Source organism: Tissierella pigra (assembly GCF_018917845.1).
Lineage (GTDB): Bacteria > Bacillota > Clostridia > Tissierellales > Tissierellaceae > Tissierella > Tissierella pigra.
In genome coordinates this window covers 24,173-49,912 of the sequence record NZ_JAHLPJ010000001.1, presented here as the reverse complement: position 1 = coordinate 49,912, position 25,740 = coordinate 24,173, and the positions used below count along the sequence as shown (strand labels likewise).

Here is a 25,740-nt window from a genome sequence, read left to right as displayed (position 1 = left end):
TTATTCCAATACTTCTCCATCTATACTATCATTTCCAGATAAAATATTATATAATTTTGCCATGGTAGCTTCCTTATAAGGATTTACAAAAATTCCACCTATTCCAAAGAAAATTAAACCTAAAATATACCAACCTAAAAAAGATAAATCCAATACAAACATATCCCATTTATGTCCATTTGTAATCTCTATACTTCTTCCAATTACTTCATTAGATGGCAAATTAGGTTCCTCTGCTAAAATATATGGTACCATACTGTATTCATAGGATTTTATTATACCAGGTATTATTAAGGCAAAAAACCATAGGAAATTATATAATCCCCTTAAAAATTGTGTCTTTATAATTCCTAGATATTCATAAGAATTAAATGTAGAAAATAAATTTCCTACATTAACATCAAAATCATCTCTAAATCCTTTTAAGAAAAATCTTTTTTGTCCTACTTCAAGATTATACCCTATAATTACCATTAGTATTGTCAATATAATAGCTGCCATTGCAATACTTCCCCAAGTTAAATAAAACAAGGGAGTTCTTCCTAATCTTCTCAGCATAAAGTTTAACATGGGATTCTTAGTTTCAAACATGACTCCATCTCTAAATTCATGAATCGTTTGTTCTTGATAATATCTTTCGGAAGTTCTTGTTGAGTTACTACCCCCTCCATTCCCACCTCCACTTAATATGGATACAATAAGACATACTAAAAATGCTTTCCAATAATGTTTCCTTAAAAAATCTTTAGCATAATTCTTAATATACTCTCTACTCCACATAAAATCACTCCTTTCCCAGTTTATACTTACCCTTAGTATATGTAAATTATCAGAAAAAGGAACAAATTTTTAAAGGTTATAGATTGTTTTAACAATCTATAACCTTTATTCCATTCATTATGGCTATTTCTTTTAATTCTTCTTTTTGTTTTTTTTCTATGGATTTTAATTGTAAAAACTCTTCTCTTACTCCAAAGGGCCTATAACTTATTAGTTTATAGGTAATATTAGGGTAAGGTTGCAAAAGTTTTGTTATATTTTCTACAGTCTCCCTATTTTTATTTCCTTCAATAAGAACTGTTCTGATTTCTTGAAGTTTTCCTATACTAGCAAGGTATACTGCATTTTCAATTACAGTTTTATTTGGTCTTCCAGTTAAGTTAATATGCTCCTCCTCGTTCATAGACTTTATATCAAGCATAAACCCATCTGCAGCCTTGACTAATCCCTCCATCATTGGACTTTTAAGGGAAATAAAACCATTTGTATCTACAAGACTAGTAAGCCCCAATGATTTTACTTTAATAAAGAGTTTCTCTAGAAATTCAAAATTTAATGTACATTCTCCACCACTTGTGGTTATTCCCTCTATAAATGGAATATTTTCCTCTATCTTCTCCATAAGGTCATCTACTGTATATTCGTAAGTCTTTGGAGTAGAACCATGGGGACAAACCTTAATACAAGTATCACAGTCTATACATTTATTTTCATCCCAAAGTACTTTTCCATCAATCATCTTTAATGCTCCAACTGGACAATGACTAACACATTCTCCACAGTTAATACATTTTTTTATGGTTTCAGGATTATGACAATAACTGCAGTTAAAATTACACCCTTGGAAGAATATAGCTGTTCTATTTCCAGGTCCATCAACTAAAGACATTGGTATTATTTTATTAATAGTAGCTGTCTTACACATTTTGTACCTTTCTTTCTAAAATTCCATAATCATTTAGTGGGTCTTGTGCATATTGAACTGTGTCATATGACACTTGTTCTCCTCTATTGAATTTTTCAAGGTCAGATTTCTTCACAAGATAACCTGTAACTCGAATTAAGTCTCCATCTTCCTTATAGCAAGAAATATATCTCATATTTAGTTTAAAAGCTCCCTTAAATATATCTAAAATAGCCTTTGGATTCTTTTCTGCTGTACTTTCAAATGGAAAATGGTCTCCCGTTCCTGATGGAAAATATTGCTGTAATCTTGCGGCCGTTCTAATATGCTGATATAAATCAGGTTCTTTACCAATTTGAATTCTTGTACCTGCTGTTGTACCTTTGTCATTGGCTGCTCCTACTTGGGCATGAAGCATAAACTTGCTATTCCATACAGGAGAATATTTTGAAGTAAACTTATTTACCAATTCCTCCACTTTATCCATAATCTTTATTCCTAATTCTTCTGCTTCTTTATCAGTACCTAGTACAAAAGTTTTACCTTCTTTAGCTGATAAGATTTCAATACATTCATGAAGTCCTACAACTCCAAATAATCCTACAAAGTTTTCAATCTTAACAAATCCTTCTCTAATTAAAAAGCTACTTTTGAAAAAAGATGTTTTATTTACTAAAAAATCAATTTTACTCTCCATAAAGTGTACTAAGGTATCTACAACTTTAGGAAGCTCTCCATTTATAAAATCATCTATACCTTTAGAATCATCTGCTATTTTATTTAGTCTAATTCTTGATAATGTAAATGCACCACCTGTAGTTGGTAAAGCATTATAGCAACTTGCAATTCCAAAGGGAACCTCATTGAAATCTTTTTTATAATATGATAAATTTGCGAAGGCTGGATTGGCGGTGTTTAACGAAGCTTTAATAGCCTTTTCAGCGAAAGTATCTGGAGTTATTTCTGAATCATATAGAAGTGTCATATTTGGTGTTACATTTTGCAGCTCATCAATAATATCTAAAATAATATTTCCAACTTTTGTTTCATATGGACCAATATTTGCATGACAGAAGGAATCATTTATAGTTCTATCTAATTGAATTAAAAATAGTTTGATTTCTTCTATGACATCATCATTTACTTCATCTATAAAAGGTTCTAAAAGCGTATCCAAAGACCCTATATATACTGGAAATCTTGTTATACTTGGAACATGATGATAGAATATTAAAAGACTATTTATAGCCTGTTTTAAATTTTTAGCTGGAGTCAATCTTAAAAATTCTGAGCCTTCTCTTAAAAGTTTTTCATAGTCAGGTAATATATATCTAGGAGCATAGGGAGCGTGTCCCTCATCTAAGTCACATATCTTTCCCTCATTATACATTTCATAGAATAAATCATCCTTTGATACTGGATAATCCATAATATTTTCTGCAATTTTTGCTAATCTATAGGTTTGTTGTTCATATGTTAAGGATTGATTTTCTAATGTGTTCATAACTTCTCTTTTTATATCTTCAACTTTATCGAAAATTTCCATTTCATAACCTCCATAAATAGATTATACCTCTTTTATTTATTATATAATAAACAAAAGAAATATAAAAGTACCTTTAATATACAGAAAATCACTTCAATTAACGTAATGATTTTCTAATACTATTATTCTCACTATTGTAACCATTAAATAATAAGGTATCATATTCTAAATAACTTATATGTTTCTAGCCTAATATAAGAAACTTTAAATATTATCTACTTTTACTAATTTTTTCATCATAACTACTGCTTCTTATTATCTCTAGTTTTTTATTAATTCTCTTTCTCAAAACATCAAATAAAAATCTTTTAAATCCATTATTTGTATTATTAAATTTGAGAAAGAAGTCATCTGGGCTATTGAAAATTCCTAAATCCTCTGTAATGGAAAAACTTTGAATATATGTGCTTTTTCCTTGCCAACAAGTATTTATTTTTTCTTTATCTTTTACAGAAATTCCATAGCCTATATATCCATTATTTAAGTTATAAAGTTTATCTTTTACTTGATTAAGATAATCTTCATCAATAATTACACCTTCTAAAGCTATCCACTCATGATTAAAATATACTTCAGTCCAAGCATGAACTATTTTCTTAGGAGCAAATAAATAGGTGATTCCCGTTAGTGCTCCTTTCTGCATCTTTTTATCAATATAGAATCCGTGAATCCTGCAAGGAATATCTAATGTCCTTAATAAAGCCATTAAAAGTATACTTTTTGTATTACACTGTCCATACCCATCTTTTAAAACCTCTGAGGCAATTATATCATCACCTTTATTATACCCAAACTTAATTTCATTTCGTACAAAACTATAAACTTCTCTTATCTTATGGTTTTCTTCTAATTCCTTCCATCCTTTCTCTTCAATTAATTTCTGAACAGATAGATTATTGAAATCTAATAATCTTGTTTCTTTTAAATATATATCCATATAATCACCTTTTTTAATTTATTATAAGGTGTCTCTTATAATTATACTTGCATATATCTGCTATTTTTTATAATTATACTTGGAGTCATTCCCAGTTTATCACGAACGCTATTGGTAAAATGAGAAGAACTGCTGAATCCAGCTTCTATTGCAGCATCAGTAATATTCATTCCCTTAAGTATTAGATAAAAAGTTTTTTCAATCTTTTTATGAAGAATATAACTGGTCAACGATATACCTATTTCATCTTTGAACAAATGGGATAATCTACTTTCTGATAAAAAAATCATATTGCTTAATTCCTTAACTGTCAATTTTTCCAAGGAATAAGCCTCTATATATACTAAAATCTTCTGTATCCTATTGTCTATTGTATGGTTCAAATGATAATTTTTCAATCCTAAAATTCCTCTAATATTCTTTATAAGTTCATTATATTCAATTAAACCAAATCTCTCATATGTTGATTGAATATTTAAGTTAATACTTTCTTTTATTTCCTTATGATCTATTAAATATAATTCTTTTTCACATAAGAACTTTCTCTTTATTGTTTCTCCCAATATAGATTCTGGATTAATCAATAGATATAGTTACCATTCATCATATCCTTGTAATTTGTGGCTAATATTAGAATCTAAAATAACTCCTCTTATATAAAAAGATTCCTTTTCTATAGTAATACAAAAATCTTTTTCAAATCCAATAGTTATCTGAATGTAATTATGACTATGATAAGAGGTATCTACTTTATCTGTAACAAAAGCAATATGGTCATCAGAATGAAATAAAATTAATTGGTTATTTAATGTTTTAATTGAACTTAATTTATTAAACATTGTAATATACCCCTTTCAAAATACTATTTATATCTCTTTTAATTAGAGATTATTATTTATATAATCAAAATCTTGATAATTTAACTATAGCATAATCAAATAATCTATCCAATGCCACAAATAGTTTTGTTTTATAAATTTAAACTTAAAATAATAATTCTTTATATTAGCAAAACAGGAAAAGGATTTCATCAGTAAATATGTTAATATATAGTTACCGTACAGAAACTAATTGTTTAAAGGAGGAAATTCTTTGGACTATATAGATTTAATCCAAAAAACCATAGATTATATCGATAATCATATTAATGAAAAAATTACAGTTGATAAATTAGCAGAAATTGCTGGCTTCTCTACCTATCACTACTATCGAATTTTCCATAGTTTCGTTGGAGTTCCCGTTATGGAGTATGTAACAAGGCGAAAACTTCAATATGCCCTTTCTGAACTTAGTAATAATAAAAAAATATTTGATATTGCCTTAGATTTAGGCTTTGAAACTCATGCTGGATTTACCAAGGCTTTTAAAAAATGTTTTGGATATACACCAAGTTTTTATAGACTACACGCACCAGTAGGTTTTCCGCAAAAAGTAGACTTAAAGAAAATTAAAATAAATAAAATTGGAGGTATTATAATGCAACCTAAAATAGTAAATAAAGATTCTTTTAAAATAGTAGGATATGAGTTTAAAACTACATTGAGAAATAATGCTCACTCTAGGGATATTCCTGCTTTTTGGGATCAATGTAATATAGAAGGCAAGGAAGCACATTTATATAAGACACAAAATCCTCCTATACATGGTGAATATGGCATTTGTGTAAATACCAATATGGAAACCGATGAGTTTTCTTATGTATTAGGTATAAAAGTTACCAGCTTTGACCAAGCAACTGCCGACATGTATACACTTGAAGTACCTGCTGCAACCTATGCCGTATTTACAACTCCTTCTGTAAATTCAGATGATGGTAGCTTTATAAATTCAATTAAGGGTACTTGGAAATATATTCTAGAAGAATGGTTTCCAAACTCTGGCTATGAAATTGATGACTCTAAGCTAGACTTTGAATTCTATGATGAACGTTGTCACCCTTGGGAATATGAAAAAATCTCTATGGATATTTATATTCCAATTAAAAAGATATAAATAAAATAACAGTGGATTTTTTGTAGCAAATCCACTGTTATTTTAAAACATTTTATTACAAATATCCTATTCCTTTTTAGTTTCTATTACAAATATAAAGTACCAATATTTAACTGCTATGATTGTAATAATAAACAATCTAAGGTATAAATTGTTCAGCCTTATTAATGGGAATAATAACATGGCATCTGACAATAACATTAACTTTGCCTTTCTCTTTAAAGTCATAGATCTATCATTCACAAAGTCCTCAGCATAATTTTTGTAAACTTGTGTGCCCCTCAACCATCTATCAAACTTATCCGAACTCCTCATAAAACATATAGAAGCAAGTATTAGAAAAGGTGTAGTAGGTAATACTGGCAGCAGTACCCCTATCATACCTAACCCTGTAAAAACAACTCCCATTGTTATAAATAATAGATTAAATAGTTTCATATTATGCTCCTTCAATGATTAATTATAATACCATATTAATATCCTTTATTTCATTAGATTAATCATAATAATACACTATAATACTTCTTTCAGTAATGGCGTGGAATTTCCTGAATAATATATACATAAAATATGAAGGGCTCTAGTACAAGCCGTATAAAGAAGAAGCTTTTCCTCCTCACATGAGTAATTTTCATTTCCTACATTATAAATAAGCACAACATCAAATTCTAATCCCTTAGCAAGATATATTGGTATTATCAAAGTATCATTAATAAATTCATCATCATCTTTCATAATAGCATTAATATGAGCCTTATCCTTTAGATAATTATATACTTCTTTTGTTTCTTCTACTGTTCTTGTTATTATTCCAATGGATTTATATCCCTTATCCTTATATATTTTTATATCCTCAAGAATTTTTTGCTTTATTTCTTCTTCATTTGTAAATCCTAGTAACAAAGGTTTATCTCCCTTTCGCTGTATACCTTCATTAATAAATTCACTATTAAGAATTTTTCTAGAGAATTCTGTTATTTCCTTTGTAGACCTATAACTTTTAGTTAAATTTATTATAGAAGTATTATCCTTGGGGAATATATGAGAGATATTTTTATAGTCTCCTATGTTCATAAAAGGATTAATAGACTGATTTAAATCACCTAATATGGTCATATTTGCAGATTCAAAAAGTTGATAAAAAATTTCATATTGGAGAGGGGTGTAGTCTTGAGCTTCATCAATAATTACATATTTAATTTCAGATGTTTTTGAAATATCTCCAAACATAATTTTAAAATATAGAAGGATTATTTGATCTTCATAGTTGAGACTTTTATTTTCTAAACCTGTTAATGTATACTTTCTAATTTTATCAATCTTCTCTTTACAATCTAAGATATTCGAATTGGTACAAAATATATCTAATTTTTCAAAGAACTCTTTATAGATTTCTATTAACCTAAATTCTGTTATTTTATCTATTTCATTATATATTTCCTTCATTTCATCATTTACAATAGTTATACTATCCCTTAATATTTCATTTTTATTTACATATGAGCCTGTATATTCTAATTCAACAGCAATTTCCTTTATTCTATCTTTTTTATGAGGCTCTAATAAGAAAAGTATCCTTTCCTTAATCTTTCTTAACCTTCGTTTTAAAGGTAATGGCATATATTCTTTAAAAAACAGCTCTTGTAAATCTTTAGATGATACTATTAGCTTATCTTTAAAGATTATATCTGAAAATTTTCTATCTGTTTTCTCAACATATTTCACATAATCTTTTAATATGTTTACAAATTCTACACTAGATTTATATACTATATTATAAATTCTACTTTCATAGTTTAATTCATTTTTTGTACCTAAAATATACTCCATCATTTCACAATAATTTTCCTTTTTGAACTCATTACCTAATGCAGCATCCATATATTCTTTAAATGTGGTTTGATACATATTTTCTTCTCCAAGTTCTGGCAATACATTAGATATATAGTCATTAAAAATTTCATTAGGTGAAAATATAACTATATTTTCAGGTGTTATTTTTTCCCTATATCTATATAAGACATAAGCAATTCTATGAAGGGCAATAGAAGTTTTTCCACTTCCGGCAGGACCTTGAACAATTAAAGTTTTATATTTTTCATTACGAATTACTTTGTTCTGCTCTCTTTGTATCGTTGTCACTATGGTTTTCATTTTATTATCTGTACTTTTACTTAAAATATCTTGAAGAATCTCATCATCTATTTTTATATTGCTATCAAACATATATTCAATTTTTCCATTGTTTATTTTATACTGTCTTTTCAGCGTAAGCTCACCTTCTATTACACCTTCTGGACATTTATAACTAGCTTCCCCTATTTCACAGTCATAAAATATACTAGAAATCGGAGCTCTCCAATCATATATAAGAAAATCAATATTGTCATCAATAAGATTTGAAATTCCTATATAATATTTCTCCGCCCTGTTCTCCACATCTTCAATAAAATCGATTCTCCCAAAATATGGTGATGAGAGTACCTTCTCATATTTTTCTTGAATTTTTCTAGTTGATTCGTGGCTTATCTTTTGTGTCCTCATAAAATTAATAAATTGCATAAAGTCTGCGATTTGATCCATTCCGTTTGCTATGGAAACCGAACCTACTTCCTCCCATAGTTCCTTCTGTGTTCTAATGGCATCTTCTCTAATTTTTTCTTTTAAATGGTTGTTCTTACCATACTGTTTCCCTGCTTCTTCAAGTACTTCTTGCAGCCATTCATCTTCAACCTTCCATTCAAGACCATCTCTATTCATGATATAACCTCCTTATAATAAATAATTTAAAAAAATTACAGCATTATTTAGAGGAAAATTTTTCAGAGGTCTGTGTCACATATGTTTGACTTCTCTAGAAATAAAATTATTTTAAAAAACTATTGACATTGACTTCGAAAAGTTATATACTATAATTGGATAATAGTAATCATCTGCTTAAAAGTGGCGATATAATTTTATATTATCACTCTTGTTTTGTTATGTCAATAAAAAAGACATTTGTCATTAAACGAATGTCTTTTTCTTATATAAAATATTTCTATGAAAGATATATCCTATCATCAAATTTATAAATCTACACAATATATACGAGAACTGTCCCCCCAAGGATGGTAGCCCGTACCTATATATCTAAATCCATATTTCTCATAATATCCAATATGCCCTGTACAAAGATATAAGTAAGAAAAGCCACCTATCTTTGCATCTTTCTTGGCCTGTTCCAATAGAATAGAGCCATAATCATTTCCTCTATATTCTTTCTCTATGTATAAAGCACAAACCCAAGGATATAAATCCATGCGACTAATAAAATCGTTGGTAATAAGTCCAGCACAACCAATTATCTCCCCTTTGTCCATCAGCAAATACCATTGTGGCAACGAGTTTGATGTAGTAATACAGTTTGTTATGCAATCACTATAGACATTCATACTATCTTGAGATGCCCATTTACTTTGAAAATATTTAATTGCTACATCTTTATATTCAGGAGACTTTTTTATGGATATAATCTTCATATACATCACAACTTTCTATTATATATTCATTCTTTACCTGACATAATTCTATTTATCTACACCATAAAATATGGATTTTCATAATTACAGTATAATTTCTAATTTATTAATCATAAAAGTATGGTTCTGGAGGCTTTGAACATTTGCCCTAAGTGTTTCTAATACTGCCTATAAAGATTATTAAACTTTATGTTCATCCTTGAGCCATTATTGAAATATTCTCTGTAGCTTAAGAATTAATATATTCTTTAGAACACTATTAAGTCGAATTTTTCCAAGTTGTACCTCTATATAAAATCTACAATAACATAACTAAAGAAATAACATCAGTAAAGTTAACTAAACAATGTACTGCTATGGATAATTTTAATAAGTCCTTTTTATATACCCAATAAAATAATTGTAAAACTCCTATAACTCTTGCAATAATCATCCATAGTGACTATAAGTGATAGACCGTAAATAACACTGTGTTTTAAGAGGTTTGTAGATTTGATTTGTAGGTTAATAATAAGTAGATGGCTTTCTTTTGATACTGTAGATGATAAAATAGACCCATTTATTCTTTCATAAATGATTCAAAAATAATCCATAGGACTTTCAGAATTTATCTATTCCAATATAAAAATCCCTTTGCTATACTTGAATCTAAGATTAGTTACCCAAGGCTAACTAACAAATTTATAATGGAGGACTTAATGTGAAAAAACTTATAGTATTAATCATGGTTTTAACCTTACTTACAGGGGTTTTAGCTGGTTGTAGTAAAGCACCAGTGGAAGATAATAACACAAATATATCTGAAAACACATCAAATGTAGATGAAGGAGGTCAAGAACCAATTAAGGAAGCAGTTTGGCCTAGAACCATTACAGATGCAGCAGGAAATGAGATTGTTTTGAAGAAACAGCCAGAACGAATAACTCTTCTCCATGTGGTTTATATGGAACATTTTCTAGCACTTGATACACCTCCCACTGCAGCAGCTATAGGGAATAAATTGGGGGAAACTGAAGGACTTGATAAGTCAGAGTTATTTGGACCTTATCTTGAAAATGTGGACATGACAGTAGTGGGCAGTTCTAGGGATTTGAATCTTGAGGCAGTTTTAGAGTCAAATCCAGATTTATTAGTGACTTTCCATAATCCTGCTGGTCTTGATGCCTATGATCAGCTTGTAGAAATAGCACCAGTGGTACAGCTAGATTATAATTCCACATGGCAAGAACAGCTTTTAATGATTGGAAAGCTTTTAGGAAAAGAGAAAGAAGCAAAAAAACTTATTGTGGAAATTGAAAAGGACATTTCTGATACAAAAGATACATTGACATCATATGAAGATAGAACTTTTGGGCTTTTCCGTACTGATGGGAAAAATTTTATTGCTCAAGGAACTGCGAAGTACTACGAAATCTTTGGAATTACAAAGCCAGAAGGATTTTCAGATGCTGCTGATTCAATGTCCTTGGAAGCCGTGGCAGAAATGAATCCATATTATATTGTGTTTCAGCATAATTATGAAATGTCTAAATCCTTTGTTGAAAGTATGGAATCTTCTTCTGTATGGCAATCTATGGATGCAGTAAAAAATGGACGAATTTACTATTTTGATGAAAACATGAATAGTTTTGGCCCACTAACATTACGTCTTGCAGCTGAAAAGCTAACTGAAATGTATTCTAAATAAGGTATTGTAAAATAACTTAATAAAAATCTCTTTTCTGGCAAGAGTCAAAATAAGATTCAAACCAGAAAAGAGATTTTTTTATAACTAATAGAAATTTTCTACTTTAATGACATATATATTTATTCTAATCATGGTCCTGATCTAAGGCAGCATTAAGCCATAAATCAATTAAATTAAGAGCACCTCTAAATCCTACAAATGGAGATAGATAAGGATTTAATCTCCATTTTGTATCTGGATTGGATATTTGAAGTGATAAATTTCCTCCTCCCCATTCAAGAGCTTCACCACTAGCCATTAATAAACTTTTTTTATTTGATTTTATTATAGCTGTCCATTCTTCCTCTGTTAAATATGGAATTTCTTCACTAGACATATGAGATGAATCGCACCAGCAAGGTCCCTTATTAAACATCATTTCTTCTGTTGCATAGGTAAGTATCCCTTTAACCACATCTGCATGGCCACCTAAGCAAATTGTACCTTCCTCTGGATGGGAACGGAATATATGCTTAAAAAATGGTATAGTCGGAAGTGTTTGATTTTGTACTATTTCTTCTTCTGACTTTATAAATTCTATATTAGAAGGAATATTCAATATCTTTTCAATATCCTCAATCCATTTAATCGTACCTTTAATACCATAAGGTCTACCTACTAAATAAGGAATCCCAAATCTTTCTTGTAAATATTCGGCTGCAGGAATTCCTTCTCTCCTTATGACTAAATTTATACTTGAATTTCCCATATTACATATATCATCAACATTGGTATGAGAAGTCATAACACAGGTAGGCTTTATTCCAAAAGATCCTTCCATAATTCTAATAATCTCGTCTGCATCAGCTTGAAAACGAAAGAGATCTGCACAGGAGCCTATAATATTAAAGGTCTTCTGTTTAGATTTCTCTATATCTATAGGTAAAGTTTTAACTAAAAGCAAAAGTGCCTCTTGGACTCCTCTATATCCAAAGACATCAAAACCACCATATCCAAATGGAATTAACGGAATATCTGGATATTCAGGTTGAAGTTCTTTGCATATTGCTGGTAAATCTGTGCCTATTACTTGTGGAACTGAAGATGGAAGTAAGAAAATAACTTTTGGTTTATCTTTCTCTACAATTTCAGCAATAGCTCGATTCAGTCTTGTTGTATCTCCTAATGAAATATCTGCTTCATCAATATGAGTGGAATATGTTTTAGCCATACCAGACACTCCTGCTCTATTTAGAAACATCCTTCCATACATCATATGTCCCATACATCCATATTCTATTATTGCAGAATCCCGTATTGGTGCAAGAGTTCTCAAAATCCCCATTCTTCCTGACAGAGGTGGGCTAAATCGATGAAGTCCCATTTAAATCCCTCCTTTATTTTTATGATTTTCTAAAGTATTCATAATCCTATTTAATAAAAAGCTTGTTCTTTCATATCCTATTTGACCATATAATTCATATAAATAAGACACACAAGGTACTTTCCCTGTTCCTTCAAAGATTTCTCCAAAGGACAAATCTGGTTCTAACTCTTCTAACACTGGTGCATCTCTTTTATCATTCACCATATGACAAACAAAAGGATTTATTCCTACTTCTTCTAGTTTTTTTGCCCATTGACGATCATCTGGATAAAATTCTTCCATATGAAGCAGAATTGGTATCATATTAAATTTATTTAAATAAAAAGCTAAAGCCAATGGAGGTATTGGATTTCTACCTGTTGAAACATATCTTAATCCCACTAGCTCCTTTTCTGCTTTTTTTTCCGCCATTAGAGCTTTTTCCCTAAGCTCATCAAATCTATTATCCCAAGATATACTTAATATTTCCTCTATTTTTCTATATGTTTCATCTATTTCTAAAACATTATAAATCTCATGTAGGCTTATAAATGGAATACTAAATTGCTTATCCATCATATCTGCCAATGGATTCATATATGGAGAAATAACTAGATTAAGCTTTGCATCTGTAGCCCCAATGAAATCCTTAATATCTGATTTCGGTGCAAGCATCCGTAGATGAAATCCTTTTTTTTCAAGTTCCATTAGAAGTTCTGGCATTGGAATATTATCCTCATCTGTACTACGTCCAAGTATATTAACTATATTAGAGTTTATATCTCTCTTTTCCATCATACCTCCAAAAGATAATAATGTTTTCCAATATCCTGAAGGATGGCTATTGCATCTAAAATGTCCCATCAATACTGAGCTAAGACGAGCTTTTACCTGAGGTTGTACTTCATGAATAATTCCTTCGATATCTTCTCCTATTACTTCTGGAACACAGGTCAAAATCACCATAATGGCTTCTGCTCCTTCTTTGTCCATTTCCTTTATGGCATCTATTACTCCCTTTCTACATCCAAAAACCACTTCATTAGAATCCAAAACATACATCCAATGCAAAGTTTCTTCTGAATATCTGGCTTTTTTAACCACATTTCTACTGTAAATACTACATTCTGCAGTTCCTACTACTAAAGTAGACATTCCTCTAATATTTGTACTTAAAGCTAGGGATGTATGCAATGGACAGTGGCTTCCAGGAAAAGCTGCTGATGTTAAAAATTTTATTCCAGCATTTGATTTAACAGAAGCTATCTTTTTTAGATGCTGTATTCTATTCATTTAGCATCACCTCCATCTAATAATAGCTTAGCTAAATTTCTATAATGCTCTGCCATATCTGAATCTGGAAATGCTTCAACCACAGTTTTTCCCTGTTCTTCTGCTTTTTGTACTAGAGGATGGCGAGGCATACGATATATAACAGAGGTCTCAATTTCTTTTGCAGCATTATCCACCAACTCATTTTCACCTTCAATATTTTTAGCATTAAGTATAAGGCCTTTTAAAGAAGCATATCCCCTATTTTCAAAACTTTTAACTGCATAGGATATATTTGAAGCTGCATATAATGACATCATCTCTCCAGAAGTTACAATGCACACTTCTTCAGCATATCCGCCTCTAATTGGCATTGCAAAGCCACCGCAGACTACATCTCCCAAAACATCATAAAGTATTATATCAGGATTATATTTTTCATAGGCATCTAATTCCTCTAACTTTTCAAAAGCTGTAATTATTCCTCTGCCAGCACAGCCTACACCTGGAACTGGTCCACCTGCTTCAACACATAGAACTCCGGTTGTACTCTTATATACTAATTCTTCTAAATCAGCGTCTCCATTTTTGCGAAGTGTCTCTAATACGGTAGGAATATTTTTTCCACCAGTTAAATTTCTGGTAGAATCCGCTTTAGGGTCACAACCTATTTGTAATACAACTAATCCCATAGATGCCAATGCAGCTGATATATTGGATACAGTAGTAGATTTTCCTATACCACCTTTTCCATAAATAGCAATTTTTTTCATATATTCATACCTCCACATATTTTTGCACACATATTGTTTTTATTTTTAATCAAATCATATGAAATACAGGTGAGACAACCTTTTCGTGGATCCCTAACTATATGAGCATCAATATTGAATACTTCTTTTAAGATTTCAGGGGTCATTACCTTTTCTGGATCTCCGTGAGATATAATTTCTCCACAACGAATTGCCACCATATGGTCTGCAAATCTAGAGGCCAAATTTAAATCATGTAATACCATTACAATTGTTTTATTTTGTTTCTTATTTAGATTATATAAAAGCTCCAGAACTTCAAGTTGATAAGATAAATCCAAATAAGTAGTAGGCTCGTCCAATAAAATAAGGTTAGTTCCCTGTGCTAATGCCATAGCTATCCATACTCTCTGTCTTTGACCACCAGAAAGGTTATCTACTATTGTTGTTTCAAACTCCAATATTTTTGTAACCTCTAAAGCCCATTGAATTATTTCTTTATCTTCTTCCTTTAATTTCCCAAATCCTTTTTGATGAGGGAAACGTCCATATGCCACCAATTCTCCCACAGTAAGTCCAGATGGAGCTTGTGGGGACTGGGGAAGTATTGCCATTTTCTGTGCTATTTCCTTTGTGGTCAAATTATGAATATCCTCACCATTTAAGTAAACAATACCATCCTTTGGCTTTAAAATACGACCCACCGCCTTCAATAAAGTGGATTTACCACATCCGTTAGGTCCAATAATAGTAGTTATTTTCCCTTTTGGAATACACATATCTAGTCCCTTAACTATGAGCTTTTCCTCATATGCAATGCTTAAGTTTTCTGCATTAATACTATTCATCTATTTTCAACTCCCTTCATTACTGCGTATTTCTTGACAATAGGTATAGGAAATAAGGTGCTCCTACAATAGCAACTACAATTCCTGTTGGAATCTCCAAAGGCTGCACTATTATTTTCGCAATAGTATCAGATATAGATACTAATACTGCCCCTATTAAGGCACAGGTAGGAAGTAATATCCTATGTTTTGATCCAACTAATCTTCTTGCCAAATGAGGAGCTATTAATCCTACAAATCCAATACTTCCACTTACAGATACAGAAGATGCTGCCAAGGCCACTGCTGCTCCTAATAGCAATTGCCTTTCTCTTTCTACTTCTGTCCCTAAACTATATGCCAATTCATCCCCAAGGTTTAATATATCTAATACTCTTGATTTCATCATTATATACGGAACAAGTATTAGAATCCATGGCAATAAAGTCATAACGAAATTCCAATTACTAGCCCATATACTTCCAGACTGCCAATTAGCAACAAAATCAAATTGTGTATCATCTAACTTTATAACAAGCAGAGTAGTTAATGCAGATATTCCTGCCTGTATAGCTATTCCAGTTAATATCAACCTTAAAGGGGCGACTCCTTCTCCCTTTTTATATGATAAAATATATATCAAAATAGCCGTAATGCCTGCTCCAATTAAAGCTAAAAACGGTAAAGTAAACACTGACAAAAAAGACTTAGCACCAAAAAACATTACATACAATATAACCATTAAGCCAGCTCCTGCATTTATACCTAGTAAACCTGGATCTGCCAATGGGTTTCTAGATATACCTTGAATTATACATCCAGATAATGATAAGCCTATACCAACAAGAATTGATACCACTATTCTTGGAAGCCTAAATTTAAATAGAATCAGTTTTTCCTTATGACTTCCTCCACCAAATAGGGTTTTTAAAGTATCATTAGGAGATAGTTTCGTATATCCTGTATTCATACTAATAACAAAGGATAATATTAATAATATAAGACAAGTTATTAGTATGGTTATATTACGTTTTGCAACCTTATTTTTATGGGCTTCGTTTTTTTGTTTAATATTCTCCATTATAGTGCTCTCCTTTCCTTACGTGCTAAATATAGAAAAAATGGCACTCCAACTAAGGCTATTAAAGGGCCTATAGGAGTTTCAAATGGAGGATTTAAGGTTCTAGCCCCTAAGTCTGCAACTACAACTAATATTGTCCCTAATACAGCAGATACTGGAATAATCCACCTATAATCCACACCTACAAGATATCGTGCTAGATGTGGTATTATAAGTCCCACAAATCCTACTGTCCCTACTACAGATACAGAAGCTCCTGCTAATATAAGTACTATTATTGATGAAAGAACATTTATCATGGCCGTATTCAGCCCAAGACCTTTAGCCACATCTTCTCCTAAACTTGAAATAGAAATAGAGTGAGATAAAATAACTCCACCTATTAATGCACCTATAATCCATGGAAACATAATCTTTATCTGTTCCCAATTTGAACCTGCAACTCCACCCACTGTCCAAAACATAATATCCTGTGCCACGTTAAAATACAAAGCTATCCCTTGACTTAAGGATGACAATAAAGCACTTACAGCTGCCCCTGCCAATACCAACCTCATGGGAGTAGCTCTTCCTCGTCTAAATGAAGCTATGCCATTAACAAGCGCTGCTCCAAATGCAGCTCCTAAAAAGGAAAATAAAATAATTTGTATATATTTCATCTTAGGAAAAAATGCAAAGCATATGGATAAAGCAAATCCAGCTCCAGCATTAAGACCAAGAAGACCTGAATCTGCCATTGGATTTCTTGTAATTCCCTGCATAATAGCTCCAGCTACGGCAAAAGCAGCTCCTACTAAAGCACTGGCTATAACCCTAGGGAAGCGAATATCTAAAATAATAAGATGATGAGTATTATTTTCATCAAATCTAAATAATGCATCCCATACTGAAGAGAGGGGTATTTCTATAGAGCCTTTAGTTATGGAAAAAGCCATAAGAAAAAACAAAAACCCTAACCCTAATAATATAATCAGTAAGGCAACCCATGTTCTTCCTTTATCCACATCTTCTATATTTTTAATTTCAGTTTTTGTTTTGTTTGAACTTACCATTTATTTTTCTTACCCTCCCATTAATTTATTTAGTTTCTAGTATATAAAATAATTAGCCAAATGCAGACTATGGTAGCAGTTTGCATTCGGCTAATTATGTCTATTCTTAGAAAATTTAAATTGATTTATCTACTAAGATAGTCATAGTCAAAGATTAAGTGGTATTTAGTGATGGCTAAAACTAATACTATTTTTTTTATTATTTGCTTACAGTTGATAATCACTCTCAATCACATTGTTTAGTATAGCATATAAAAATTGAATTTAGAATGAATCAATCTTAAATTGAATATGGATTATTCCTGAATTTATCCCTATAAATACTAGGTGCTATCCCAAAATTCCTTTTAAATATTCTGCTAAAATAAAGGGGATCCATATATCCAACACTTTCCGCAATCCTGCAAATTGTATTTTCACTGTTAATCAATAGTTCTTTAGCACAGTTTAATCTATACTGTTTTATATATTCTCCAGTTCCCATTCCTGCATATTTATTAAATGCATAAAACAACTGATTTTCATTTACTTCATTTTTTTCTGCTAGTTCCTTTACTGTTATATTATCCATATAATGATTATGGATATATGAAGACACTTGCTTAAATAATGCTTCGATACCTTTATTTTGTCTATTCTGAACGCTTATAAAGATTTCTTCTAGTATAGATCTAAAAATATTCTCTCTTTGAAATCTAGCAATTTCATGTTCTTTTTCTGAAACATCTTTTAATCTCCATAAAAGAGATGTCAACTTAGGATTTCCACCTATATCTAACTTAAAATGTATATTATGTAAGTTTAATCCACTTTTATTTAAGTAATTAATATCATATAAAACTATAATAAACTCCCAATTACTATTATCTATAACTTGTTTACCTAAATCCATATTGGCCCCGCCATGGACTATACTCCCAACTTCTGTAATATAAGGGGTTCCATTAAAAGAATATTTTGCCCTTCCATGAATAGGAAATATAAATCCTGGTAATGGAGCTGATTTTTCAAAACCTTTACTTCCAGGACTAATTTTATAATGGGATACAGTTTGTACCTTAAAATGATTATTTGCAAAATGAGTTACTAATTTATTTAAATCTATTTCCATTTTGTATTCTCCTTTATATTTTTTGTTTCGTGACATAATTATATAAATTCCTTATAATATATTTTATCGATAATGATTATCTTTATCAAGATATTATATGTTTACACTTGGCTTAAATTAGAAGGTATGATACTAATAAAAATAGGATAGTAGTTTTCACAGTATTGAACATATTAAAATTATCATATAAAAAGGACTATCTATGATTAATTACTTAAAATCTAGTAATATAATTGAGCACAAGATTAGCATAGGAGAAATTAATTCTATTTTATTTAGGTCAGAATATAAACAAATATTAATAAAAGCTGCTTATATAGTATTAGTGTAAACATGGAATAAAAGAGCATAACTTGAGAATGCTGTCCTCAAACCCATGACGTTTATCGGACTTGTCTCTTCAATGAATGAATAAAGAACGGATAGCCTATTAGCCATCCGTTCCTGTGTAAAATTCTAACAACACTATTCAAGCTGCTCCTCAGCATTGATTTATCTTGTTATTAGATAAAAATACAGTATATTAAATTATCATTGAAATATTAGTTATGACTTAACTTTTTATTTAATGGACTCTGCAATTTTTATTAATTCATCTTTTGTAACCTCACCTCTACCTGATAAAGCATAAATAATACCTCTCATTTCCCAATCTATATTCCTATCACTGTAAATAACAGCATCTACACCATTAATTTCTATTTTTTCAATTTTATCTCCTCCAGTTGCATATGCAGTTTCTTCATCTGCAAATCGTTGCTGCATATAGATATATTTTCCTGTCTCTTCATTAGTAAAAAACAAACCAATATATTTAGAATTCTCTACAATACCATTTTCATCTTTATAAAATTCTGCTCTATCAAATTTATATCCTTCTGGTAAATAAGTAGGAAGTATAACGTTGAAACATGTATAATCATTTAATTTACTAGAATCTTCAACTATTAAATTCTCTTCTTGTCTCTTTTTCTGCTCTTCAACTACAGTTATTATCTCACCTGTTGCACCATCTATATGAGATATTTCTATTCCATCAGCTGTATATATCTTTTCCATATCTCTTGAAAATACCTCTAGTGGATTTCCATCTTTATCAAATATCTTACCTTTTAATTTATCTGGAATAGGATATGACTCCATTTCTACAAATTCATCTTCATATACTGTTATATGTCCCAGTGATATAGTTTTTACTATTTTTCCCACTACCTCCTGAGCAAATGACGTCTGCATTATGGAAAAACCTAACCCACATATTAATGCAAAAGATGCTACTTTACCTATAAAATGTTTAGATTTTCTTGAATTTTTCATAATAACTTCCTCTCTATATTCATTAATATTTTTTATAGTATTATCAAATACTTCTTTTTTGTTGCTATTTTTACTAAAATCCTTATTAGTTAAAGACTTTCCTAGTTCTAGCAGTTCGTAATATTCTTCTGATTCCATTATTTTTTCTTCTTCTTCAATTCCATTGATATATTTATCTATATCTGTTGAGAATCTATTTTCTATACTTTTTCTACTCATACTTAATTTTCCTCCTTTTTTAATTCCTTATTTAGTTTTTTCATGGTTCTATAGAGGATTATTCCAACATTACCTTCAGTAATATTTAGTATTTCTGCTATTTCTTTGTTCTTTAACTCTGCTCCAAATTTAAGTTCTATAATATTTCTCTCTTTTTTATTTAAAATAGTTAGTGCCTTAAAAAGTTCCTCATTTGTTTCTGATATTGCTACCATATCTTCTGGATTTTTCTTTCTTGATATTAACTCTTTAATCGTATCTATGGATATAAATGTATGTTTCTGGGAACTTCTAAAATAATCATTTACTGTATTCCTTGCTATGGCAAATAACCATACTTCAAATGGTGATTTTTTCTCAGAATAAGTATCTATCTTTAGCATAATCTTTTCAAAAACTTGGCTAGTCAAATCTTCTGCTGTGTAGTAACATCTCGCCCTATAATATATATAGTTATAAACTCTTTTATAATAAGCTTCAAATATACTAGTAAATTCTTTTTCTTTATTATATAACTCTTCTTTACTACTCTGTCTACTTAAAACATCTATAGATGTAATTTGCTGCACTTTAAAACCTCCTTTACTTTTACTTAGCTAAGTAGTAGGCGATGACTTCCATCCCCTCTCATATGTTAATACGAAGGATTTTAGTTTTCATTACATATTATTTAGAATTTATTATTTAAAATTAAAAAATAAGGTATCTTAATTAAAAGACACCTTACTAACCCATAGCTTATTCTATCCTAAATATACCTCAAAAAACAAACATAAAGTGATATATCATAATTCTATTATAAACATTATTTCAAGACATATATAAAAAGTCTTAAATATATTTTACTGATAAATCATTTAGTTCAGCTATTATCTTTTCATTATTCAGTTTTACTGCTATTGGCAAAAATATTTCCAATGTTTCTTTTGCCTTTTCCTTCCAACGACTTTCATTCATAAACTCAATTGTTCTCATATTGTGAAGTCTTTCAGCTAGTTTAATCATTATTACATCTTCATCAATTATATTATCATCCCTATTAAACTCCATTACACCTTTGATAATATCTATCGTTCGGTGAGAAAATTTCTTTTTAACTTCTTCAAAAGAAATGCTAGATTCCTCCAAAATAATATCATGTAGCAAACTAGCTGCAACTGTTTCTTCATTTGCCTCCATCTCTGACAAGAGAATAGCGACATTAATTAAGTGTGTTACATAATCATCCTCTGAATATCTCTTCTTACCATCATATGCTATACAAGCAAGTTCATATGCCTTATTAATCTTTTCATTGTCGTATTCTAACATATTTTTATCTATAGTTTTTATCAGTATTTCATATAGTTCCTCTTTTGTAGAATGAATGGGCGTATAGTTCATAAATACATGGCTCATATTACAATTACCTCCTAAACTATTAATTTGAAAACTAAATGCTCTCAAAAGTGCTGGTGAAAAGCCAAACTTATTTTTAAATGCTTTTGTGAAACCACTATGTGACTGGTAACCACAATTAAATGCAATATCAATTATTTTTTTCCCATTTGATATTTCTTCTGAAGCCTTAATCAGCCTTCTTTCCTTTACATAATCCATAATTGATAATCCCATTTGTTTTTTAAATATCCTTGAGAAATGGTATAATGAATATCCTGCATTTTTAGCTATATCTTCTGCTTTTATAGGTTCATTAATATTTATCTCAATATATTTTAAGCTGTTAAATATAATTGTTTTAATTTCCAACCTTTTCACCTTCTTTATTCCACGTGGTAATTATAATATATATGCTTTTTATCTAAAGTTCTTTTCCATTCCTGCTATCTATACTAAAAATATTCTTAATATAAGGTTAAGCTTTATCCTCCAAAATTATATAGGATAATTTTTCAAAGACAATAACTAGAGTACCTTAATTAAGATACCCTAATAAATCTTGTCCATACCTTTTCTTTTTGCTAATTCCTATTGGTTTAACTGGCAAAGCTTATATTTAATAGATATTTCTAAGATATAAGAAATCTTAATACTTGTCGGTTAAAATCTTTAGTCTCTTCATATGCTCCATGTCCAAGACCTTTGTACAAAATCAACTTGCTTTTATTTATTCTCTCAGCCATTTCCTTGCTTGCATTTTCACCTACAATTTTATCACTATCACCACCTATTACTAAAGTAGAACATTTAATTTTATCTAAGTCATCATAAGAATTATGATGAAGACATGCATTAGCCTGAATAATGAACCTGTTAAAGTCTTTTGGTTTTCCAACTTTTGTGACAATAGGATAAAGCAACCTATATTTTTTAAGTCTATTCTCTGTAAAGGTCTTTTCCATAGTATCTATAATTAAATTTTTATAATCATTATTCTTGGCCAATGCTATCCAGTTTTTTATAACTTTCTGCATATTATCATTTTGCTTCGACACAGATACTCCTATAACTAGTTTATCTACCATTTGAGGATAATCAATAGCAAGGTATTGAGATATCATTCCTCCTTGTGAAATACCCATTACATAAGCATTTTGTATCCCTAGATTCTCCATTGCAATCCTTTGATCCTCTGCCATCTCTCTAGTTGAATATCCCTCTTCAATATAATTCTTTCTACTAAAAAAATATACTTTATGTTCTTTAGCAAATAGTTTATACATTACTGTAAGCAATATTTTTGTTCCTTTAACAGTTTTTAATCCGTCTCCTAATCCTGGAATAATAATAAGGTTTTTTTGACCCCTACCAAAAGTAACATAGTTCATATCCGTTGCACCAATTTCTACCTTCCCTTCTTTTGCTCCGTAAAACATTATAATCCCCCCTATTTAATCATACATTCCTTTTTTTAGTATCTCAATATACTCTCCAAGCTCTCTTATATAGCAGTCCTTAATATCATTGATATTTGAATATCCATCTGCTTCTTTGATAAACTTTTCGTTAAGCCCTTCTAGAACCCATCTTATAATATTTAAAATCCTTTCTCTATCCCACCTCAATTTCTGTATTTCAGCACTTTCTATTATATTATTGTAAAAAGAAAGCCCAGTAAGCTTATATCTTTCTACAGTTTTCTTATATATACTTGAGTTGTCGTCATTAAAAGCACGGTTTATGAGATTATATTTATCAATGTTCTTTATATACCAATTGAATTCTATCTCTGCATATTTAAGAATAAATTGAAATAGTTCTCCTTTAAGCTTTGACAACTCATCCTTTAAATCCTTTATAAAATCATCTATGACATAATCCAATATATAAAAATATAAATCCTCTTTATTAATGAAATATTTAAATAGACTTCCTTTTCCTATGGAAGCTTTCTTAACAATGCTATTAGTAGATGCTTCATTGTAACTATATCGTGCAAATTCACTTAATCCTGCATTTATAATTCGATTTCTTTTATCTATATCTAATTCATAAAATAACTCTTTAGGCATACTTCTTCTCCCTTGTTTATTAACTACTTAAAATTTACTTAATGACCACATGGTCACTAAGCAAATAATATAATCTACTTCACTATTTGTCAAGCTTTAAACATTTATTAAATATATTGAAAATATAAAAAAGGCTAGATTTACTCTAACCTTTTAATTTTACATTCTTTCTCTCTTATCAATAAAATTATATTTCAATATAAATCTCATCAAATTATGGATAAAATGAAGAATTAGGATTTTTATTAACTCTTCATTTTTAGTTATTTTCGTAAAATCTTGTCCATAGCTTTTCCCTTTGATAACTCATCGATCAGCTTATCCAAATAACGAATTTCTCGCATTATTGGTTCTTCTATATTTTCTACTGGTACGCCACAGACTACACCTTTGATTAAAGTTCTAGAAGGGTTTAATTGTGGTGCTTCTGTAAAGAATGTTTCAAAATCTGTTTGTTTTTCCAGTTGTATTTTTAACTCTTTCTGACTATAACCTGTCAACCAACAAATGATTTCGTCAACTTCTATTTTGGTACGTCCCTTTTTCTCCACCTTCGCAACATAAAGTGGATAAACCCTTGCTATACTCATTGTATATAGATTATGTTTGATAATTATACACCCTCACTTATATAGTATTATGGAAATTAGTTCATTAAAAGCCTCTATTAGCAATATATCATTTTGAACTGTATAGTCATTTATCATAAGGTTCACCGTACCTCTTTAACAGCAGTTTTTCAATAAGTACTAAGATACCTTTCCAGTAAAATGGCTTTCATTAATATTGCTCTATCTCCTTATGAAATGCTTGAATCACATTGCTAAACTCTAGTGGATACTGTAATGCAACATATGCATGACTCCCCCCAGGAATAACCACAACCTGACTTCTTGACCTCAAAAGCTTTTCAAAATTTTCTATACATGCTTTTATTTCCTTTGACTTCCATTCTTCTTCACTGGGTAGCATTAAAACCGGACAAATAATATTTTCAAAGTATTTTTCAAATTTGATATCCCAAAAATCTTCTAAATATTTATCTATTACCCATTTAGGACAAGCAGATATATATTTCCCATCTCCTGTTTCTGAACTATTATATATTTCAAATTCCTCAATTTGCTGATTCCACAAAATACCACCTTGTTCATAATTCTGCTTTGCCATCTTAACTTTTTCAACAATTGAATCAAAAACGGGATTGTTCTTCTTTGCTCTTTTAGTTCGCAGTTCTATTTTTTTATTTGGTATTTCTTCTTTTGCTATATCACACACACCATTTTTACCAAAGTAGTTCTGAATCGCACCTTCTGCCACAATAGACTGTATCCTTTCTGGAAAATGTGCTGCAAGATTTACTGCAATTTCCCCGCCTAAAGAACTTCCCACTATATGTGCCTTCTCTATTCCTAATTGATTCATAACATCTATAATATCTATTGCCATATTGTCTAATGTGTATCCATTTACTACTTTCTCAGACTTACCATGTCCTCTAAGGTCCAACGTAACTATGTGATATTTATTAATAAAATATGGTACAACTCCATTCCATTGTGCTAAGTTTCCCCCTGAAAAATGTATAAACACAATTGTTTCTCCATTTCTAGGATACTGATTTACTTCTAATTCCGTTCCATTGGCTTTAATTCTCAATTTCTCCAATATCTCGCCCCCCAATATTAAACAATAATATCAATGCTACTATGTTAAATATAAAAAATAATCAATTTCTATTTTTCCCAGTATAACATAACTATAACCTATTCACAATAAATTAAGGTTCAATTAAAAAAGTAAATGCTAAGCATCTAGGTTACACAGTTATCAAATGTAACCCTTACATCTAGCATTTACTTATGATACGGTTCGCCGCATCGCTGTAAATGCGGTTTTTTAGGTATATAGCATCTTTGTATTTCCCTCTCTTTTGTATTTTATA

The 25,740-nt window shown here is 30.1% G+C and carries 25 protein-coding genes; 2 read left to right on the top strand and 23 right to left on the bottom strand.

All coding sequences use genetic code 11. The features are described from left to right. The 6 genes from KQI41_RS00230 to KQI41_RS00205 all read right to left on the bottom strand — a co-directional run bounded on the left by KQI41_RS00230 (position 1) and on the right by KQI41_RS00205 (position 5,006). Positions 1-780 (bottom strand): DUF975 family protein, encoded by a 780-nt coding sequence (locus KQI41_RS00230; RefSeq protein WP_154440868.1) that lies wholly within the window; start codon positions 778-780, stop codon positions 1-3. An 88-nt stretch (positions 781-868) separates the two neighbouring features. Continuing rightward, positions 869-1,705 (bottom strand): YjjW family glycine radical enzyme activase, encoded by an 837-nt coding sequence (locus tag KQI41_RS00225; protein ID WP_154440867.1) that lies wholly within the window; start codon positions 1,703-1,705, stop codon positions 869-871. Beyond that, on the bottom strand, positions 1,698-3,230 hold the full coding sequence (locus KQI41_RS00220) for a YjjI family glycine radical enzyme (RefSeq protein WP_154440866.1): 1,533 nt from the start codon (positions 3,228-3,230) through the stop codon (positions 1,698-1,700). The genes KQI41_RS00225 and KQI41_RS00220 overlap by 8 nt, the downstream gene beginning before the upstream one ends. 211 nt (positions 3,231-3,441) lie before the next feature. After that, positions 3,442-4,167, bottom strand: a complete 726-nt coding sequence (locus KQI41_RS00215; protein WP_154440865.1) for a transglutaminase-like domain-containing protein — start codon at positions 4,165-4,167, stop codon at positions 3,442-3,444. Between the two features lie 41 nt (positions 4,168-4,208). After that, on the bottom strand, positions 4,209-4,751 hold the full coding sequence (locus tag KQI41_RS00210) for a helix-turn-helix domain-containing protein (protein WP_216584557.1): 543 nt from the start codon (positions 4,749-4,751) through the stop codon (positions 4,209-4,211). Positions 4,752-4,760: 9 nt separating this feature from the next. Beyond that, positions 4,761-5,006, bottom strand: a complete 246-nt coding sequence (locus KQI41_RS00205; protein ID WP_216584556.1) for a hypothetical protein — start codon at positions 5,004-5,006, stop codon at positions 4,761-4,763. 253 nt (positions 5,007-5,259) lie between these two features. Between KQI41_RS00205 and KQI41_RS00200 the strand changes: the two genes are divergently transcribed. Further along, the gene (locus KQI41_RS00200; protein ID WP_154440864.1) at positions 5,260-6,159 is read left to right on the top strand and encodes an AraC family transcriptional regulator; all 900 of its coding nucleotides are present in this window, start codon (positions 5,260-5,262) and stop codon (positions 6,157-6,159) included. Positions 6,160-6,225: 66 nt separating this feature from the next. Here the strand turns inward: KQI41_RS00200 and KQI41_RS00195 are convergent, their stop codons facing one another. From KQI41_RS00195 to KQI41_RS00185, 3 genes are all read right to left on the bottom strand, one after another. Beyond that, positions 6,226-6,597, bottom strand: a complete 372-nt coding sequence (locus tag KQI41_RS00195; RefSeq protein WP_154440863.1) for a YbaN family protein — start codon at positions 6,595-6,597, stop codon at positions 6,226-6,228. A 75-nt stretch (positions 6,598-6,672) separates the two neighbouring features. Then, complete coding sequence (gene helD / locus KQI41_RS00190; RefSeq protein ID WP_154440862.1) at positions 6,673-8,919, bottom strand: RNA polymerase recycling motor HelD; 2,247 nt, start codon at positions 8,917-8,919, stop codon at positions 6,673-6,675. A 308-nt stretch (positions 8,920-9,227) separates the two neighbouring features. Beyond that, positions 9,228-9,680, bottom strand: a complete 453-nt coding sequence (locus KQI41_RS00185) for a GNAT family N-acetyltransferase (protein ID WP_154441963.1) — start codon at positions 9,678-9,680, stop codon at positions 9,228-9,230. Between the two features lie 700 nt (positions 9,681-10,380). On the opposite strand from KQI41_RS00185, the gene KQI41_RS00180 reads away from it, so the two are divergent. Continuing rightward, complete coding sequence (locus tag KQI41_RS00180; RefSeq protein WP_216584555.1) at positions 10,381-11,367, top strand: ABC transporter substrate-binding protein; 987 nt, start codon at positions 10,381-10,383, stop codon at positions 11,365-11,367. Between the two features lie 124 nt (positions 11,368-11,491). Here KQI41_RS00180 and KQI41_RS00175 read toward each other — a convergent pair whose 3' ends face one another. The 14 genes from KQI41_RS00175 to KQI41_RS00110 all read right to left on the bottom strand — a co-directional run bounded on the left by KQI41_RS00175 (position 11,492) and on the right by KQI41_RS00110 (position 25,463). Continuing rightward, a complete protein-coding gene (locus KQI41_RS00175) occupies positions 11,492-12,730 on the bottom strand; it encodes a nitrogenase component 1 (RefSeq protein ID WP_216584554.1) in 1,239 nt (412 codons plus the stop codon). Continuing rightward, the gene (locus KQI41_RS00170; protein WP_216584553.1) at positions 12,731-14,005 is read right to left on the bottom strand and encodes a nitrogenase component 1; all 1,275 of its coding nucleotides are present in this window, start codon (positions 14,003-14,005) and stop codon (positions 12,731-12,733) included. It lies immediately after the preceding gene. Continuing rightward, positions 14,002-14,757 carry a nucleotide-binding protein gene (locus tag KQI41_RS00165; RefSeq protein ID WP_216584552.1) on the bottom strand — a complete coding sequence of 252 codons (756 nt, stop codon included), beginning with the start codon at positions 14,755-14,757 and terminating at the stop codon, positions 14,002-14,004. The genes KQI41_RS00170 and KQI41_RS00165 overlap by 4 nt, the downstream gene beginning before the upstream one ends. After that, complete coding sequence (locus tag KQI41_RS00160; RefSeq protein ID WP_216584551.1) at positions 14,754-15,584, bottom strand: ABC transporter ATP-binding protein; 831 nt, start codon at positions 15,582-15,584, stop codon at positions 14,754-14,756. Before KQI41_RS00160 ends, KQI41_RS00165 begins: the two co-directional genes overlap by 4 nt. Positions 15,585-15,603: 19 nt before the next feature. Beyond that, positions 15,604-16,644, bottom strand: a complete 1,041-nt coding sequence (locus tag KQI41_RS00155; protein WP_216584550.1) for a FecCD family ABC transporter permease — start codon at positions 16,642-16,644, stop codon at positions 15,604-15,606. Beyond that, positions 16,644-17,696: a FecCD family ABC transporter permease gene (locus KQI41_RS00150; protein WP_216584549.1), complete on the bottom strand. Its 1,053-nt coding sequence runs from the start codon at positions 17,694-17,696 to the stop codon at positions 16,644-16,646. The genes KQI41_RS00155 and KQI41_RS00150 overlap by 1 nt, the downstream gene beginning before the upstream one ends. A 280-nt stretch (positions 17,697-17,976) precedes the next feature. Continuing rightward, the gene (locus tag KQI41_RS00145) at positions 17,977-18,807 is read right to left on the bottom strand and encodes a helix-turn-helix transcriptional regulator (RefSeq protein WP_216584548.1); all 831 of its coding nucleotides are present in this window, start codon (positions 18,805-18,807) and stop codon (positions 17,977-17,979) included. Between the two features lie 561 nt (positions 18,808-19,368). After that, a complete protein-coding gene (locus KQI41_RS00140) occupies positions 19,369-20,343 on the bottom strand; it encodes a DUF4367 domain-containing protein (protein WP_154441927.1) in 975 nt (324 codons plus the stop codon). A gap of 2 nt (positions 20,344-20,345) precedes the next feature. Beyond that, the gene (locus KQI41_RS00135; protein WP_216584547.1) at positions 20,346-20,912 is read right to left on the bottom strand and encodes an ECF subfamily RNA polymerase sigma factor, BldN family; all 567 of its coding nucleotides are present in this window, start codon (positions 20,910-20,912) and stop codon (positions 20,346-20,348) included. Positions 20,913-21,174: 262 nt separating this feature from the next. Further along, positions 21,175-22,092 (bottom strand): helix-turn-helix domain-containing protein, encoded by a 918-nt coding sequence (locus tag KQI41_RS00130; protein WP_216584546.1) that lies wholly within the window; start codon positions 22,090-22,092, stop codon positions 21,175-21,177. A 260-nt stretch (positions 22,093-22,352) separates the two neighbouring features. After that, positions 22,353-23,159, bottom strand: coding sequence for an alpha/beta fold hydrolase (locus tag KQI41_RS00125; protein ID WP_216584545.1), 807 nt, complete (start codon positions 23,157-23,159; stop codon positions 22,353-22,355). A 15-nt stretch (positions 23,160-23,174) separates the two neighbouring features. Next, the gene (locus KQI41_RS00120; RefSeq protein ID WP_216584544.1) at positions 23,175-23,795 is read right to left on the bottom strand and encodes a TetR/AcrR family transcriptional regulator; all 621 of its coding nucleotides are present in this window, start codon (positions 23,793-23,795) and stop codon (positions 23,175-23,177) included. A 263-nt stretch (positions 23,796-24,058) separates the two neighbouring features. After that, on the bottom strand, positions 24,059-24,385 hold the full coding sequence (locus KQI41_RS00115) for a DUF2200 domain-containing protein (RefSeq protein ID WP_216584543.1): 327 nt from the start codon (positions 24,383-24,385) through the stop codon (positions 24,059-24,061). 190 nt (positions 24,386-24,575) lie between these two features. Next, on the bottom strand, positions 24,576-25,463 hold the full coding sequence (locus KQI41_RS00110; RefSeq protein ID WP_216584542.1) for an alpha/beta hydrolase: 888 nt from the start codon (positions 25,461-25,463) through the stop codon (positions 24,576-24,578). Between the last annotated feature and the right edge of the window lie 277 nt (positions 25,464-25,740).

Excerpts from the sequence above, each read along its gene's own strand:
- KQI41_RS00155 (WP_216584550.1), bottom strand. The coding sequence starts at position 16,644 with ATGGAGAATATTAAACAAAAAAACGAAGCCCATAAAAATAAGGTTGCA.
- KQI41_RS00185 (WP_154441963.1), bottom strand. The coding sequence starts at position 9,680 with ATGAAGATTATATCCATAAAAAAGTCTCCTGAATATAAAGATGTAGCA.
- KQI41_RS00205 (WP_216584556.1), bottom strand. The coding sequence starts at position 5,006 with ATGTTTAATAAATTAAGTTCAATTAAAACATTAAATAACCAATTAATT.
- KQI41_RS00120 (WP_216584544.1), bottom strand. The coding sequence starts at position 23,795 with ATGCCTAAAGAGTTATTTTATGAATTAGATATAGATAAAAGAAATCGA.
- KQI41_RS00175 (WP_216584554.1), bottom strand. The coding sequence starts at position 12,730 with ATGGGACTTCATCGATTTAGCCCACCTCTGTCAGGAAGAATGGGGATT.
- KQI41_RS00165 (WP_216584552.1), bottom strand. The coding sequence starts at position 14,757 with ATGAAAAAAATTGCTATTTATGGAAAAGGTGGTATAGGAAAATCTACT.
- KQI41_RS00215 (WP_154440865.1), bottom strand. The coding sequence starts at position 4,167 with ATGGATATATATTTAAAAGAAACAAGATTATTAGATTTCAATAATCTA.
- KQI41_RS00150 (WP_216584549.1), bottom strand. The coding sequence starts at position 17,696 with ATGGTAAGTTCAAACAAAACAAAAACTGAAATTAAAAATATAGAAGAT.
- KQI41_RS00140 (WP_154441927.1), bottom strand. The coding sequence starts at position 20,343 with ATGAGTAGAAAAAGTATAGAAAATAGATTCTCAACAGATATAGATAAA.
- KQI41_RS00225 (WP_154440867.1), bottom strand. The coding sequence starts at position 1,705 with ATGTGTAAGACAGCTACTATTAATAAAATAATACCAATGTCTTTAGTT.
- KQI41_RS00195 (WP_154440863.1), bottom strand. The coding sequence starts at position 6,597 with ATGAAACTATTTAATCTATTATTTATAACAATGGGAGTTGTTTTTACA.
- KQI41_RS00145 (WP_216584548.1), bottom strand. The coding sequence starts at position 18,807 with ATGGAAATAGATTTAAATAAATTAGTAACTCATTTTGCAAATAATCAT.
- KQI41_RS00115 (WP_216584543.1), bottom strand. The coding sequence starts at position 24,385 with ATGAGTATAGCAAGGGTTTATCCACTTTATGTTGCGAAGGTGGAGAAA.
- KQI41_RS00230 (WP_154440868.1), bottom strand. The coding sequence starts at position 780 with ATGTGGAGTAGAGAGTATATTAAGAATTATGCTAAAGATTTTTTAAGG.
- KQI41_RS00170 (WP_216584553.1), bottom strand. The coding sequence starts at position 14,005 with ATGAATAGAATACAGCATCTAAAAAAGATAGCTTCTGTTAAATCAAAT.
- KQI41_RS00125 (WP_216584545.1), bottom strand. The coding sequence starts at position 23,159 with ATGTTTTACGGAGCAAAAGAAGGGAAGGTAGAAATTGGTGCAACGGAT.
- KQI41_RS00220 (WP_154440866.1), bottom strand. The coding sequence starts at position 3,230 with ATGGAAATTTTCGATAAAGTTGAAGATATAAAAAGAGAAGTTATGAAC.
- helD (WP_154440862.1), bottom strand. The coding sequence starts at position 8,919 with ATGAATAGAGATGGTCTTGAATGGAAGGTTGAAGATGAATGGCTGCAA.
- KQI41_RS00160 (WP_216584551.1), bottom strand. The coding sequence starts at position 15,584 with ATGAATAGTATTAATGCAGAAAACTTAAGCATTGCATATGAGGAAAAG.